This window comes from Clavibacter zhangzhiyongii, assembly GCF_014775655.1.
GTDB classification, from domain to species: domain Bacteria; phylum Actinomycetota; class Actinomycetes; order Actinomycetales; family Microbacteriaceae; genus Clavibacter; species Clavibacter zhangzhiyongii.
Map to the genome: position 1 here is coordinate 1,520,175 of NZ_CP061274.1, position 13,723 is coordinate 1,533,897.

Annotated in this window: 11 protein-coding genes; 4 read left to right on the forward strand and 7 right to left on the reverse strand. The window is 73.8% G+C overall.

Translation table 11 applies throughout. The annotated features are described in order from the left end of the window. Positions 1-98: 98 nt before the first annotated feature. The 3 genes from H9X71_RS07260 to H9X71_RS07270 are packed head-to-tail and all read right to left on the reverse strand — an operon-like array spanning position 99 to position 5,550. Positions 99-1,031, reverse strand: coding sequence for an alpha/beta fold hydrolase (locus H9X71_RS07260; protein ID WP_191148984.1), 933 nt, complete (start codon positions 1,029-1,031; stop codon positions 99-101). Then, positions 1,028-2,074, reverse strand: coding sequence for an FUSC family protein (locus H9X71_RS07265; protein ID WP_191148985.1), 1,047 nt, complete (start codon positions 2,072-2,074; stop codon positions 1,028-1,030). Before H9X71_RS07265 ends, H9X71_RS07260 begins: the two co-directional genes overlap by 4 nt. Before the next feature lie 53 nt (positions 2,075-2,127). Continuing rightward, the gene (locus H9X71_RS07270) at positions 2,128-5,550 is read right to left on the reverse strand and encodes a DNA polymerase III subunit alpha (protein ID WP_191148986.1); all 3,423 of its coding nucleotides are present in this window, start codon (positions 5,548-5,550) and stop codon (positions 2,128-2,130) included. 112 nt (positions 5,551-5,662) lie between these two features. Between H9X71_RS07270 and H9X71_RS07275 the strand changes: the two genes are divergently transcribed. The 3 genes from H9X71_RS07275 to H9X71_RS07285 all read left to right on the forward strand — a co-directional run bounded on the left by H9X71_RS07275 (position 5,663) and on the right by H9X71_RS07285 (position 9,260). After that, the gene (locus H9X71_RS07275; protein WP_191148987.1) at positions 5,663-7,030 is read left to right on the forward strand and encodes a glucose-6-phosphate dehydrogenase; all 1,368 of its coding nucleotides are present in this window, start codon (positions 5,663-5,665) and stop codon (positions 7,028-7,030) included. 93 nt (positions 7,031-7,123) lie between these two features. Further along, positions 7,124-7,873, forward strand: coding sequence for a dienelactone hydrolase family protein (locus H9X71_RS07280; RefSeq protein ID WP_191148988.1), 750 nt, complete (start codon positions 7,124-7,126; stop codon positions 7,871-7,873). Positions 7,874-7,979: 106 nt separating this feature from the next. Beyond that, positions 7,980-9,260, forward strand: coding sequence for an LCP family protein (locus tag H9X71_RS07285; RefSeq protein WP_191148989.1), 1,281 nt, complete (start codon positions 7,980-7,982; stop codon positions 9,258-9,260). A 30-nt stretch (positions 9,261-9,290) separates the two neighbouring features. On the opposite strand, the gene pnuC is transcribed toward H9X71_RS07285, so the two are convergent. Together pnuC and H9X71_RS07295 are read right to left on the reverse strand one after the other, a co-directional pair. Next, positions 9,291-9,989, reverse strand: a complete 699-nt coding sequence (gene pnuC / locus H9X71_RS07290; protein ID WP_191148990.1) for a nicotinamide riboside transporter PnuC — start codon at positions 9,987-9,989, stop codon at positions 9,291-9,293. A 138-nt stretch (positions 9,990-10,127) separates the two neighbouring features. Next, entirely contained in the window at positions 10,128-10,451 is a 324-nt protein-coding gene (locus H9X71_RS07295; RefSeq protein ID WP_191148991.1) for a DUF6504 family protein, read from the reverse strand. Between the two features lie 253 nt (positions 10,452-10,704). Between H9X71_RS07295 and H9X71_RS07300 the strand changes: the two genes are divergently transcribed. Continuing rightward, positions 10,705-11,571: an aldo/keto reductase gene (locus H9X71_RS07300; protein ID WP_191148992.1), complete on the forward strand. Its 867-nt coding sequence runs from the start codon at positions 10,705-10,707 to the stop codon at positions 11,569-11,571. Positions 11,572-11,677: 106 nt separating this feature from the next. Here the strand turns inward: H9X71_RS07300 and H9X71_RS07305 are convergent, their stop codons facing one another. Beyond that, positions 11,678-12,775 (reverse strand): App1 family protein phosphatidate phosphatase, encoded by a 1,098-nt coding sequence (locus tag H9X71_RS07305; protein WP_244961879.1) that lies wholly within the window; start codon positions 12,773-12,775, stop codon positions 11,678-11,680. Between the two features lie 37 nt (positions 12,776-12,812). Next, entirely contained in the window at positions 12,813-13,544 is a 732-nt protein-coding gene (locus tag H9X71_RS07310) for an SOS response-associated peptidase (protein WP_191148993.1), read from the reverse strand. Positions 13,545-13,723 lie beyond the last annotated feature (179 nt).

Sequence of the window (13,723 nt, forward strand, 5' to 3'; positions counted from 1 at the left end):
GCCCGGCCCCTCCGCCTCCGCGCGGATCCGACGCCCCCGTTCCCGCCCAGGGACCGAGGGCGTCGTCGTGCCCGGGCGGGCCCGCGTCAGGCCGGGCGTCAGGGCAGGCGGCCGAGCGCCCGCAGCGTCTCCGCCGGGCGCTCGACGTGCGCGAAGTGGCCGGCGTCGCGGATCACCGCGGACCGGAGCGTCGGCACCGTGCGCGCGAGCAGGTCGAGGTCGTCGCGGGAGACGAACACGTCGTGGTCGCCGCGCACGGCGACGACGGGGCAGGCGATGCGCGCCCAGAGCCCGTCGGCGTCGTAGCCGCGCGTGACCTCCGCCGCGAGCGAGAACGCGCGCGGCCGGGCCTCCGTCGCGATCGCGTCGACGATCGATCGGCGGACCCGCCAGCCGTGCGCGAAGAGCGGCAGGGCGACGGCGCGCAGCAGCCGGATCCGGCCGACGCCGCGGATGAGCGCCGTGCCCGGGCGACCGAGGCGCCGCAGGGTGCGCATCACGCCGAGCATCATCGTGAACCCCGGGATGAGGCGGAACTCCTCCACCGGATGCGCCACGCTCCGGATGACCGAGTAGGTGGTGGGGGAGACGAGCTCCACGGAGACGGCGCGAGCCGGATCGCCTGCCGCGATGTGCAGCGCGATGAAGCCGCCCATCGAGTGCCCGACGAGCCGCCAGCGCGCGTAGCCGAGGCCGTCGACGACCGCGCGCACCGCGTCGGCGATGGCGCCGACCGTGGCCTCGGCGTCCGTCGCGTCGAGCGGGGAGCCGCCCCAGCCGGGCAGGTCGATCGCGACGACGTCCGTGAACGGGACGCCCGCCTCGCGCGCGGTGCGGATCAGCGGCGTCCAGGTCGTCCACGAGCCGGCGGCGCCGTGCAGCAGGACGGTCGCCGTGTCGGATCCCCGGCGCCCGACGTGGTGGTGCCGCACCGGGCCGAGGGGCGTGGCCGTGGTCCCCGGCACGAGGCCCGAGGCGCGTGGATCCGGCTCGAGCTCGAGCGGGCTGTAGCCCGGGAGCGGACGCGTCACTCGGCCCCGCCGATGATCTCCGAGCGGATGCGGCGGATGTCCTCCAGCAGCGAGCCGATGAGGATCCAGTGCTCCTCGTTCGGCTGCAGCACCACGAGCGGCGCGGTGAGCGCCGGCTCCTCGTGCGGGACGCTCCCGCCGGCCCGGTCGTCGCCCGGGAGCGCGTGCTCCGCGAGGAGCCGCACGTCGTGGGCGGCGCGCGTCAGCTCGGTCGCGATGCCGCGGACGACCGGCTCCTCGGCGAGCGACGGGTCGTAGCGGTCGTGCACCGCGCGCGTCATGCCGACCACGCGGTTGACGAGGACCGTGAGCGTGGCGAGCAGCTCCCGGTCCGCCTCGAGCAGGGCCCGGTGCCGCCGCCGGAGCGGGTTGAGGGTGAGGCTCTCGAGGCCCTTGTCGACCTCGGCGACGGCCTTCGTGTGCCGCGGCCGGAGCGCGCGGGCCAGGGTCAGCATGCGGTCGAGCTCCTCGCGGTCGACGGGCTCGGACAGGGCGCCCGCCAGCCGGTCGAGCGCGGCCGCGCATTCGCCCGCGAGGCCGACCACGGCGCGACGGCTCGCCTCGTGCAGCACAGGCGGCGCGATCGCGAGGTTCACGACCACGCCGATGGCCGCGCCGAGGATCGTCTCCACGATGCGGTCGAACGCGTAGACGGGCGAGAGCTGGCCGATGGCGAGGACGAGCATCGCGCTGATGGGGATCTGCGTGCTCGACCCGGGCGTCAGCCGGAACACCCACCCCACGAGCACCGCGACGACGACCGCGGTCAGCACCACCCAGCTCGAGGTGCCGAGCGCGAGGCCGAGGACGAGCGCGAGCAGCACCCCGGTGATCACGCCGAGGCTGCGCTCGACGGCCTTGCCGAAGGTCTGGTTGATGCTCGGCTGCACGACGAGCAGCGCCGCGATGGTCGCGAAGATGGGCAGCTGCGCCGGCAGCAGGGCGATGCAGGTGAACCAGGCGATGATCGCCGCGACGGAGGTCTTGACCACCTGCACGAACGGGATGCGCGTGGTGGTGCGGACGGTCGTGGTGATGCGCACGTGCGGCCTCCGGCGGATCTCGGGTGCCCCCATCATCCCGCGGGCCGGCCCGCTCAGGCGACCTGGGCCGCGTCGTCCATCCCGTCGCCGCCTCCGGCGCCCTGCCGCCTCGCGTCCTGCCAGCGCGCCCACATCTCCTTGAGGTCCCACGCGTCCTCCGCCTGGATGGAGACGCCCCGCTCGCCCGTGCGCCGCGTGCGCCCGCGGATGATGAGCAGTCGCGTGCCGAAGAGCATGGGCCCGGCCTTCTGCTGCGCCTCGTCGAAGAAGGTGGAGTCGGAGCAGCCCGAGCCGTCGTCGAGGCTGATGAAGACGACGCGCTTGCCGCTGCGCATGGGCGGCGTCTGGGTGGCGATCCGGATCCCCGCGACCACCACCTCCGAGCCGCTGCGCACCTCGAGCAGCTGGCTCGCCGGGATGACCCCGAGCTCGTCGAGCATGGGCCGGTAGCTCTCGAGCACGTGCTCGGTGACCTCCATCTGCAGGATGTCGAGCTCGGCGCTCACCCGCTCGCGCCCGTCGGGGTCGGGCGAGCCGCGCGGGATGAGGTCGCGGTCGTCGACGAACAGCGGCAGCTGGCCGGCGGGATCCGCGGGCCGGGCCGCGCGCGCCGTGAGCCGCCGCACGAACGCCATCACGTCGCCGCGCGACGCCGGCCCGCGGGCCGCGAGGTCGTCGGCCGAGGTCGCGAGGGAGTCGAGCGCCCCCACGGCCGCGAGCCGCTCGAGCAGCGCGCGCGACGGCTGCGCCTTCGCGTAGAAGTCGGTGATGGAGTCGAACGGCTGGCCCGCCTCGATGCGCTGGAGCTCCGCCTCGCTCATGCCGTGCACGTCCTGGAGCGACAGCCGGATCCCCAGCTCGCCGATCCGCGTGCGCCCCGTGGTCGCCTCGCCCTCCACGCGCTCCACCCGGTAGACGCCCGTGGACCGGTTGACGTCGAGCGGCAGCACGGGCACGCCCATGCGCCGGGCCTCGGTGAGCAGCAGGCGCTTGGGGTACATGCCGGGGTCGTGCGTGAGGATCCCCGCGAGGAACTCCGCCGGGTAGTGCGTCTTCAGCCACGCGCTCTGCCAGGTGGGCAGCGCGAAGGCCGCGCCGTGGGCCTTGCAGAACCCGAACGAGCCGAAGCCCTTCAGCGCCTTCCAGATGCGCTCGACGTCGGCGTCGGAGAAGGGGCGCCGCCCGGAGCGCGGGTCGACGTGCGCGGCCGTGCGCTCCCGGAACGCGCCCTCGACGACGGTGTCCTGCCGCTCCATGTTGCGGCGCAGCTCGTCGGCCTCGGCGAGGGAGACCTGCATGCAGTCGGCGAAGATCCGGATGACCTGCTCGTGGTAGATGACGACGCCGAAGGTGGGCGCGAGGAACGGCGCGAACCGCGGGTGCAGGTAGTCGGGCCGGGTGATGCCGTGCTTGGTGTCGAGGAAGGGCGCGACCATGTTGCCCTTCATGGGGCCCGGCCGGAACAGCGAGATGTCGGCGATGAGGTCCTCGTACACGTCGGGCTGCATCTTGCCGATGAGCTCGCGCTGCCCGGGCGACTCGATCTGGAACATCCCGAGCGTGTGGGTGGTGCGGATGGCGGCGAAGGTCTCCTCGTCGTCGTGCGGGATCTCGTCGAGCTCGATCCGCCCGTCGCGGTGCACGTAGCGCGCGTCCACCGGGATGCCGCCCGCCACCGCCGAGCGCGGGCCGTGGATCCGGTGGATCTCGTCCAGCGCGTACGCCATGGTGCTCTGCATCCGGACACCCAGGATGTCGAGCTTCAGCAGCCCCATGTCGTCGATGTCGTCCTTGTCGAACTGGCTCATGGGCAGGCCCATGCCGCTCGGCTGCACGGGGCTCGTGCTCAGCAGGTCGGAGTCGCCGAGGATCACGCCGCACGGGTGCATGGAGATGTGCCGGGGGAGCCGGTCGAGCCGCTCGGTGAGGTCGACCAGCAGGTCGATGCTCGGGTCGTCGCGCACGAGGTCGGCGATGGGCTTGAGCTCGGGCTTCGTCTCGAGCACGGCGCGGAACTCGCGCGCGTTGAAGCGCCAGATGTTCTTCGCGATGAAGTCGATCTGCTGCTCGTCGAGGTCGAGCGCGAGCCCCGCGTCGCGCGCGGCGCCGCGGGCCCGGTAGGTGTTCTGCATCGACAGCAGCGTGACCCGGTTGCTCCCGTACTTCTCGAACACCCGGTGGTAGACCTCGTGCCGCCGGGCGGACTCCACGTCGATGTCGATGTCGGGCAGCGTCGAGCGCACCTTGCCGAGGAAGCGCTCGAACAGGAGGTCGTGCTCGAGCGGGTCGACGTTGGAGATGCGCAGCAGGTAGTTGACGAGGCTGCCGGCGCCGGATCCGCGCGCCTGGTTGCGCACGCCCATGTCGCGCATGAGCGAGCACACGTCGGCGACGGTGAGGAAGTAGGTGGCGAAGCCGAAGCCCGTGATGGTCTGCAGCTCCGTGCGCATGCGGGCGAGCACGCGCTGCCGCATCGCCTCGTCGACGTGCCCGAAGCGCTCGGTGACGCCCGCCTCGGCCATGCGCCAGAGCGCCTCGTCCGGGTCGCCCGTGACCCCGATGACCTGCTTCTCCGGCAGCTTCGGCTTCCGCCAGGCCAGGTCGGCGTCGGGATCCAGCCGGCAGCGGTCGGCGAGCTCCTCCGTGGCGCGCAGCAGGGCCTCGCCGGCGCGGCGGTCGAGGGAGGAGGTGCCGGCGATCTCCCGCGCGATCGCCTGCATCTCGGCCGGGGTCTTCAGCCACGCCTGCCCGTTGGGCTGCGGCCGGAACGAGCCGAGCGGCCGCAGCGTGCCCGCGGAGTCGAGCACGTCGCCCGTGAGCGCGTCGTCGGGCTCCAGGTACCGGACCGCGTTGGTGAGCACGGCGGGCACGCGGTGGGCCTCGGCGAGCTCCATCATGCGCGCGGCGTGGCGCAGACTCGCGGCCTCGCCCGGCTCCGTGTAGTGGCACACGACCTCGACGGCGATCGCGCCGGGCAGGAGCCTCGCCCACTCGGCCAGGTGCCGGGAGGCGAGCGCGTGCTCGCCCGCGGCCACCGCGCGGCCCACGTCGGAGTCGGGGCCGAGCAGCACCGTGCCGACCGGGCCGTCCTCGCCGAGGAGGAAGGCGGGCGGCCGGGTGCGCGCGATGCCGGCCTGCGCGCTCCGCGCGGTGCTCCTGGCCGTGCCGCGCCCGTGGCTCGCGCTGATGAGCCGGCTGAGGGCCGCCCAGCCCTGGCCGTGCGTTCCGCCGTGCGCGAGCACCGTGACCCGCCCCGGCTGCTCGCCCGTGAGGCCGAGCTCCGCGCCGACGACGGGGGAGACGCCCCGGGCGATCGCGCGGCGGATGTGGCGGACGGCGCCGTAGAGCCCGTCGCGGTCGGTGATGGCCGCGGCCGACGCGCCCCGCTCGGCGACCTCGTCGACGAGCGCCTCGGGCGCCGACGTGCCGAAGTGGGCGGAGAAGGCGGACGCCACGTGCAGGTGGGTGAAGCTCACGCGCGCCTCCCGCGGTGTCCCGCGCGTCCTCCCGGACGCGTCGTTCGAACGGATGTTCGACTCGCCCAGTGTAGGTCGGCGTCCGCGCGGTCGCGACCCGTAGTCTCGGAGGATGACCAGCGAACCCTCCACCCTCGTCATCCTCGGCGCCAGCGGCGACCTCACGGAACGCCTCCTCCTGCCGGGTCTCGGCAGCCTCGTGGCGAGCGATCGGGGGCGACGCATCCAGCTCATCGGCACCGGCCGGAGCGAGCGCGGCGCGGACGAGTGGCGCAAGACCGTGAAGACGGCCTTCGACTCGGTGGACGCGAAGGGGCGTCGCGCCGCGGGCATCGTCTCGTCCACGAAGTACATCCAGGCGGATCCCACCGACCTCGACGACCTGAAGCGCATCCTCGACGCGTGCGAGGGCGCGCCCGCGCTCTACTTCGCTCTGCCGCCGGCCATCTCCATCGAGGTGTGCGAGCAGCTGGAGAAGGTCGACCTGCCGGAGGGCACCACGCTCGCGCTCGAGAAGCCGTTCGGGTCGAACAGCCGCACCGCCGCGCAGCTCAACCGCCAGCTGCTGAAGCTCGTGCCGGAGGAGCGCATCCACCGCACCGATCACTTCCTCGGCCTCTCCACCGTGCTCAACCTCGTGTCGCTGCGCTTCGCCAACCGCTTCTTCGAGTCGGTGTGGAGCGCGAAGGACATCGAGAAGGTCGAGATCCTCTACGACGAGCAGCTCGCGCTCGAGGGCCGCGCGGCCTACTACGACAAGTCGGGCGCGCTGGTCGACATGATCCAGAGCCACCTGCTGCAGGTGCTCGCCGTCTTCGCGATGGAGCCGCCCGCGAGCATCGACCCGGACGACCTGCGCTCGAACATCGCGTCGGTCCTCCGCGCCACCGAGGTGTGGGACAACGACCCCATCGCGAACAGCCGCCGCGCGCGCTACACCGCGGGCTCCGTCGAGGGCACGCGCATCCCCGCGTACGCGAAGGAGGAGGGGGTGGATCCGGGCAACCAGACCGAGACCCTCGCCGAGGTCACCTTCGGCATCGCCAACGCGCGCTGGGCGGGCGTGCCGTTCCGTCTCCGCTCGGGCAAGGCGCTCAAGGAGGCGTCGAAGCGCATCGTCGTCACCTTCAAGCCCGTGGCGCACCTGCCGCGCGGGCTGCACGGCTCCGCCCGGCCCGACCGGCTCGTCATCGACCTGAAGCCCGACGGCATCTCGCTCGAGGTCACCATGGACGGCACGGGCGAGCCCTTCACCCTCACCCAGTCCACGTTCCGCGCCGAGTTCGCCCAGCCCGAGCTCACCCCGTACGGCGAGGTGCTCGACGGCATCCTCGCGGGCGATCCGCGCCTCTCCGTCCGCGGCGACGTGGCCGAGCGGTGCTGGCGCATCGTCGCCCCCGTCATGCGCGCCTGGAAGGGCGACCGCGTGCCGATGGCGGAGTACCGCGCCGGATCCGTCGGGCCGACCGCCTGGCGCTGACCCGGAGCCCGTCGCCGCCGCGCACGGGTGACGGCTGGCTGGGGGTCGTCCCCGGCCGCGGGCGGCGACCCCGTCGCGTCCTAGCGTGAGGGCATGGCCGTGACGCTCACCGAGATCCCCCTGCCCGCGGCCGGTCCCGGCGCGTCACCCGGCCTGCACGGCGTCCTCGCGGTGCCCGACGGCGAGGGCCCGTGGCCCGCGGTCGTGGTCGTGCACGAGGCCTTCGGCGTCACCGACGTCATGCGCCGCCAGGTGGTGCGCCTCGCCGAGGCCGGCTTCCTCGCGCTGATGCCCGACCTGTTCTCCGCGGGCGGCGCACGCCGGTGCCTGGCGTCCACGTTCCGCACGCTGGCCGCGGGGGAGGGCCGCGCGTTCGTCGACGTCGAGTCCGCGCGCCGTCTGCTCGTCGGTCGCGACGACTGCACCGGCCGCGTCGGCGTCATCGGCTTCTGCATGGGCGGCGGCTTCGCCCTCGCGGCGGCCTCCCGCGGCTTCGACGCGTCGAGCGTCAACTACGGGATGCTCCCCGAGGACCTCGACGGCGTGCTCGACGGCGCCTGCCCGATCGTCGCGAGCTACGGCGGCAGGGACCGCCAGCTCGCCGGATCCGCCGCGCGGCTCGAGGCGGCGCTCACGACGCACGGCATCGCGCACGACGTCCGCGAGCACCCGGACGCCGGCCACTCCTTCCTCAACGACGCCGAGACCGGCCCGCGGCTCCTCCGCCCCGTGCTGCGCGCGGCCGGCATGGGTCCCGAGCCGGCGTCGGCGGCGGATGCGTGGCGCCGCATCGACGCGTTCCTCGACGCCCACCTGCGCGACGCGGACCGTCCGGCGCTGTAGCGCACCCGGCAGCGCGCCGGGAGGACTCTCCACCGCCCTCGGCTACCCTGTGGAGGATCCGGGTGCCCGCGCCCGGCACTCCCCGCCCGGCGACGAGAGATCCACCATGCAGCACGCCCCCCAGAGGACCCGCGCCGATCGGGCCCGCGTCCGCGGCATCGCCCGCCACGGCCGGCTCCGCGCCCCGAGCGCCGGCCGCACCGTGATGAAGGCCGTCGCCATGGTCGCCGCGGTCTCCTTCGCCGCTGCCGCGTCGATCCTCACCATCGCGTTCTGGGACCTCTCCCGCACCGTGTCCGCGAACCAGGTCGACATCTCCGGCGGCCAGGCCCTCCCGCCGTCGCTCGGCGGCATCGACGGCGGCGCGAACATCCTCATCGTGGGCAGCGACAGCCGCGAGGGGCAGGGCGACGGGTACGGCGCCGCGAAGGACGTGGGCACCGCGACGCTCAACGACGTGACGATGCTCCTGCACATCAGCGAGGACAGCACCCGCGCGACGGTCGTCTCCTTCCCGCGCGACATGCTCGTGCCGATCCCCGACTGCGAGGGCCCCGACGGCACGAAGTACCCGGCGAGCGAGCGCGCGCAGCTCAACGAGTCGCTCTCCCGCGGCGGCTTCGAGTGCACGGTGCGCATGGTCGAGGGCCTCACCGGCCTCGACATCCCGTACGGCGGCGTCGTCCAGTTCAACGGCGTCGTCGAGATGTCGAACGCGGTCGGCGGCGTCGAGGTCTGCGTGGCCAACGGCATCTACGACAAGAAGACCGACCTGGCGCTGGATCCCGGCCTCCACACCCTGCAGGGCAAGGACGCGGTGCAGTTCCTCCGCACGCGCTACGGCGTGGGCGACGGCAGCGACATCTCGCGCATCGGCAACCAGCAGGTCTTCCTGAGCGCGCTCGTGCGCACGATCAAGAGCACGGACACGCTGACGAACCCGGCGAAGCTGTACGGCATCGCGCGGGCCGTGGTCGACAACATGCAGCTGTCCACGTCGCTCGCCGACCTCGACACGCTCGTCTCGGTGGCGCTCACGTTCAAGGACATCCCGCTCGACGACGTCGTGTTCCTGCAGTACCCGGGCACGGTGCTCGCCAACGGACGCGTGCAGCCGGACGCGCCGGCGGCCGCCCAGCTCGTGAGCCTGCTGGCCTCCGACGCGGACTTCTCGTTCGGCCAGCCCGCGGCGACGGACGAGGCGGGCAGCGTCCCCGGCAGCGTGCCGGGCGAGGGCACCCCGACGCCGCCCCCGGCGGAGTCGGCGGCGCCGGCGGACGGATCCACCCCCGCACCGACCCCGACGCCGACCTCCGAGGTGCTCGACCAGAGCATCACCGGGCAGACGGCGGCGCAGAGCACCTGCTCCAACGGCCAGGGCCGCTAGGCGCGCGCTCCGGCCGGGCGGCGGTCGCGGCTAGCGGTCGGCGGGCGCCTCGACCACGCGCGGATCCGGGAAGGCCGTCTCGACGGCCGGGCTCGCGGTGCCGCGGGCGCGCATCCAGACGAAGAAGCCCGTGAGCGTGAAGGCGCCGTAGAAGACGTACATGAAGGCGGAGGCGTAGTAGCCGGCGCTGACGAGCAGCGGCACGCCCACGAGGTCGACCGCCACCCAGATGAGCCAGAACTCGACCCAGCCCTTGGCCATGCCGTAGGTCGCGAGGAGCGAGCCGACGAAGATCCAGGCGTCGGCCCACACGGGCTCGTAGGAGCCGAGCGCGCGGAAGACGGGCGTGAGGAGCGCGGTGCCGCCGACGAGCGCGACCACGAGCAGCGCGCGCTGGCGGCCGGAGGCCCACCGCGGGACGACGGGCGCGCCGCCGTGCCGGGCCTGCTGCCAGCGGTGCCAGCCGTAGACGGACACGGCGATGAACATGACCTGGCGCCCGGCCTGGCCGAGGAGGTTCACGGGGTTCGGCGTGCCGAAGACGGCGCCGAGGAAGACGGTGAAGAGCAGCACGTTGCCGACGATGCCGACGGGCCACGCCCAGACCTTCCGGCGCATGCCGCCGAGGGCGCTGGCGAGGCCGAAGAGGTTGCCGACGATCTCGCGCCAGAGGATGGTCTGGTCGCCGATGCGGAGCTGCGCGTCGAACAGCCACTCGAGTGCCGCCATGCGGGGATCCCTCCGTGCGCCGCGATCCGGGTGATCGCGAGCGGGACGCCGTGCGCGGCGCCGATCTGGTGCAAGGCGCGGGTGCCCCCGGCTATTCCCCGGCGCGGCGGGGGCGACGGGCGTGCCGGGCCGGCCGGCTCAGGCGAACAGGCGCACGTCGAGCTCCTCGTCCGACGCCGTGACGAGCGACCACCGACCGCGGGCGTCGACGCTGAGGTCGAACGAGCCGTCGACCCGGCGCGCGCCGGTGGTGAGCGGCACGGCCTCCACGCGCCACATCCGCAGCTCGAGCAGGTGCCCGCTCGCGCCGCGGGGCGCGCGGCCCGTGCGCTGCCACCAGTCGACCCGCGCGATCCACCGCTCGGGCGAGCTGACCACGCCGTAGACCACGCCCCGCCAGGTGAACCGCAGCGGGGAGCCGTCGTCCGAGAGCTCGACCTCCACGTCCTCGTCGATCCGCATGTGCCGCTCCTCTCGCCCGTCGCGCCGGCCGCGCTCCCGCGTTCGAACGGATGTTCGAACGTCTGATCCGAGTGTAGGAACGGGCGCCGACATCCACGAGGGGAGCGGGCGGATCCACCTCACCCTCGACCGGAGCCTGAGGGTCCGGTCCGCATCGGGCGCATCGGGCATGGATCGACGGACCCGCGCGTTGGCACCAGGGTCCCGAGGGCGGCAGACGCCCCCTCGTCATCGACACCCGAGGAGGGTCCACATGACCGACACCACCACCGCGGCCGGCGCATCCGGCACGTTCACCATCGGCGGCGACCTGCCCGTCGTCCGGCTCGGCTACGGCACCATGCAGCTGACCGGCGAGGGCGTCTGGGGCGCCCCCGAGGATCCGGCCGAGGCCGTCCGCGTCATCCGCCGCGCCGCCGAGCTCGGCGTCACGTTCTTCGACACCGCCGACTCCTACGGCCCGTTCGTGGCCGAGGAGCTCCTCAAGGAGGCGCTCCACCCGTACGCCGACGACGTCGTCATCGCCACCAAGGGCGGGCTCACGCGCCCCGGCCCCGGCGACTGGCAGCCCGTCGGCCGCCCCGAGTACCTGCGCCAGCAGGCCGAGCTGAGCCTGCGCCACCTCGGCCTCGAGCGCATCGACCTCTACCAGCTGCACCGCATCGACCCGGCCGTCCCGCTCGAGGACCAGATCGGCGTGCTGAAGGACCTGCAGTCCGAGGGCAAGATCCGCCACATCGGCCTGTCCGAGGTCTCCGTCGACGACGTGAAGGCGGCGCGCGACATCGCGGAGATCGTCTCCGTGCAGAACCTCTTCAACCTCGCCAAGCGCGACGCCGAGCCGCTGCTCGAGTACGCCGAGGCCGAGGGCCTCGCGTTCATCCCGTGGTTCCCGCTCGCGACCGGCGAGCTCGCGAAGGACGGCGGCCCGCTCGACGCCCTCGCGAAGCAGCACGACGCGCGCGCCTCGCAGCTCGCGCTGGCGTGGCTCCTGCGCCGCTCGCCCGTCATGCTGCCGATCCCCGGCACCAAGTCGGTCGGGCACGTCGAGGACAACATCGCGGCCGCGGCCATCGAGCTCACCGACGACGAGTTCCAGGCGCTCACCGACGCCGTCTGATCCACCCGCGCGCACGAGGGCCCCGCAGGAGATCTCCTGCGGGGCCCTCGTGCGTCGTGGCGACGCCGCCGTCGTGGCGACGCCGCCGTCGTGGCGACGCGGCCCGTCAGGTGCCGATGCGCGTGCCGGAGTCGTCGGCGAGCCCGAGGTCGTCGAGCTGGGCGAGGAGGCTCGCGCCGTCGGGCGCGTAGACCCACGGGATCGAGCTGTCGAGGGCCCGCTTCTCGGCCTTCGCGCGGCCACCGGCGAGCACGGCCTCACCCGCGGAGAGCTGCCGGATGAGGACGACCTCGACGTTGTCGGGATGCCGCTCCGCGAACTCGCCGTAGAGCAGCTCGTCGTGCTGGCCGTCGTCGCCCGCGAGGATCCACCGCACCTGCGGGAACTCCTCCGCGAGCCGCTTCAGGTTGAGGCGCTTGTGCTCCATGCCGCTGCGGAACCACCGGTCGACCGTGGGACCCCAGTCGGTGAGGAGGATCGGGCCCGGCGGGTACAGGTTGCGCGACAGGAACCGCGTCAGCGTCGGCGCGACGTTCCACGCGCCCGTGGAGAGGTAGAGGACGGGCGAGCCCGCGTGCCGCAGGCGTAGGCGCTCGTAGAGGACCGCCATGCCGGGCGTCGGCGTCCGCGCGTGCTCGTCGAGCACGAAGGTGTTCCACGCCGCGAGGAAGGGGCGGGGGAGCGCGGTGACCATGACGGTGTCGTCGATGTCGCTGAGGATCCCGGTGCGCACGTCGTCGCCCACGATGAAGACGGGCGCCTCGACCGTCTCCGAGCCCTGGGCGCGGAGGCGGATCGTGTGCCAGCCGCTCGGCAGGCTCGCCTCGACGACCGTGTCGACGACGCCGCCGCGGTCGGCGCGCACGTGGTGCTCGGTGCCGTCGATCTCGACCACGACGTCCACGTCGGTGAGGGGCACGCTGGTGAAGCTGCGCCAGCCGCGGACGACCTTGTCGCCGGCCAGCGCGCGCTTGCTCTTCGGGTCGGTGAGGAGGACGCGGCACAGCACGCGCACCCAGCGGACGGATCCGTATCCCGCGTAGGGGATGACCGTCGGCTTCAGCCCGCGCTTGCGCGCGCGGCCCTCCCGGATCTCGTGGATCCGGTCCTCGATGCGCGCGGCCCGATGCAGCACGGGCGCGGCGGCGGGCGACTCGAGGAGCGTGCGGGTCGCGTTCTTCTTCTTCTTCGAGGAGGGGGCCACGCGCTCAGTCAACCAGACCCGGGCGCCCGGCCGGTCGTCACACGGGCCGCGCGAGCTCCGCGGTGTCGGGCGCGCCCTGGTCGACGCCGGGGCCGACCTCGTCCATGGCGAGCTGCTCGACGACGTCCTCCGCCTGCGCGGCGACCGCGCGGAGCAGGTCGGGCGAGCCCTCGGCGGTGGGGTCGAGCCACTCCTCGACGACGTCCGGGGAGAGCACGACCGGCATGCGCTCCGCGAGCGCCTCGACCGTGCCGGCCGCCGGCCGGGTGAGCACCGCGCAGCTGAGCACCCAGCGGGCGGGGTCGTCGGCGGCGCGCGCCGGATCCCGCCACCACTCGTAGAGGGCGGCGAGCAGCACGACGCCGTCGCCCGCGCCGACGAGGTAGGGCGTGCGCAGGCCGTCGTCGGTCTCGTGGTGCTCGTAGTAGCCCGACACCGGCACGGCCGCGCGCCGCGACACGAGCGCCTGCAGGAGCTCCGGCCGGGAGGCGAGCTGCTCGGCCGGGACCTCGGCGAGCGGCGGGCCCTGATCCGGCCCCGGCGACCCCGCCGGGACGAGGCCCCAGCGCGCGGACTCGAGCCGGCGCACGGGCACCTGGTCCTCCGTGTCGCCCTCCGCGCGGCGGGGGAGCGTGTCGACCAGCACCGCGACGCGCTGGCCCGGCGCGATGCGCCAGGACGGCGCGGGGACCGCCTCGCCGCGGTGGTCGACGTCGAGCAGGGCGACCAGGTCGTCGGCGGCGTGGGACCGGGCGAGGATGCGCGTCATGCCCTCCATCCTGGCCGAGACGCCCGACCGGGACGGACGCCAGGATGCGATCCGGGGGCTATCCGCGGAAGCATCCATTTGTTACGAAGTGGCGTCAGCGGACGGCCGGGTGCGGGGGATCGGCGCCCCCCGTGGTTCGCTGGTGTGCCTGGCAAGTGTCGATTCGTAGCGACTACGAG